The sequence below is a fragment of the Vibrio sp. 1249-1 genome (assembly GCF_033340495.1).
The window spans coordinates 1-1,026 of record NZ_JAWOWJ010000153.1 but is presented as its reverse complement, the minus strand read 5'-3'; the positions used below and the strand labels follow the sequence as shown (position 1 = coordinate 1,026).

Sequence of the window (1,026 nt, the reverse complement as noted above, 5' to 3'; positions counted from 1 at the left end):
CCGAGTGCTCTGGCGTGAAGGTCTTGAATCAATGGCAGGCATCTCTGGTGTTGTTGAAGCCGTAGAGCCACGTACATCAATGCTGACTCGCCCAGACTACTACGACGGCCTCAAACCAGTTGCGGCAAACATCGATCAGATGGTGATTGTCTCGTCTGTCTTGCCTGAGCTATCACTGAACATTATCGACCGTTATTTAGTGGCCGCAGAGACACTCAACATCGCACCATTGTTGGTGCTCAATAAGGTCGATTTGCTTGAGGTAGATGACCGTGCAATGTACGAAGAGTGGCTCAAAGAATACGAGCGAATTGGTTATAAAGTGCTGTTCGTGAGTAAAAATTCTGGTGAAGGCATTAGTGATTTAGAAGTGCAGTTACGCGATCGTATCAACATCTTTGTTGGTCAATCTGGCGTAGGTAAATCGAGTTTGGTTAATGCATTAATGCCTGAACTAGAACAAGAAGTGGAAGAAGGCGCAATTTCTGAAAACTCTGGCTTAGGTCAACACACCACGACAGCAGCACGCCTTTACCACATTCCAACTGGCGGCGATCTTATTGACTCACCAGGGGTTCGCGAATTTGGTCTTTGGCACTTAGAGGCTGAAGAAGTCACCAAAGCGTTCGTAGAGTTCCGCCCATACCTTGGTGGCTGTAAATTCCGAGACTGTAAACACAACGACGACCCTGGCTGTATTCTGCGTGAAGCCGTTGAGAAAGGCGAAGTGAGTGAGGTTCGTTTTGAGAACTACCATCGCATTCTAGAAAGCATGATGGAGAACAAGGCAAACCGCCAATACTCACGCAACAAGAAGGCCGATCTGTAACCAGATTGTCTGAGCAACTGTGTAAGAATTCTTCACCGAATACTGACAAGCACATTAAAGTTCAGTAACATCACGCGCCCAAAGCGCGAATCTAACAGAACAGACGGAAGTATCGGAATTAAAGATGGACAAGTTTAAAGTTGGACTGCAGTACTGGATCCCACAGCATGGCCTAACGCGCCTAATGGGCAAACTGG

1 protein-coding gene is annotated in these 1,026 nt (G+C 47.2%); it reads left to right on the top strand.

Going from position 1 to position 1,026, the window contains the following annotated elements; genetic code table 11:
• Positions 1–829 (top strand): small ribosomal subunit biogenesis GTPase RsgA (gene rsgA, locus R7Z50_RS24910; protein ID WP_318149404.1); only part of this gene is annotated, 829 nt, incomplete at its 5' end.
• Positions 830–1,026: the final 197 nt, after the last annotated feature.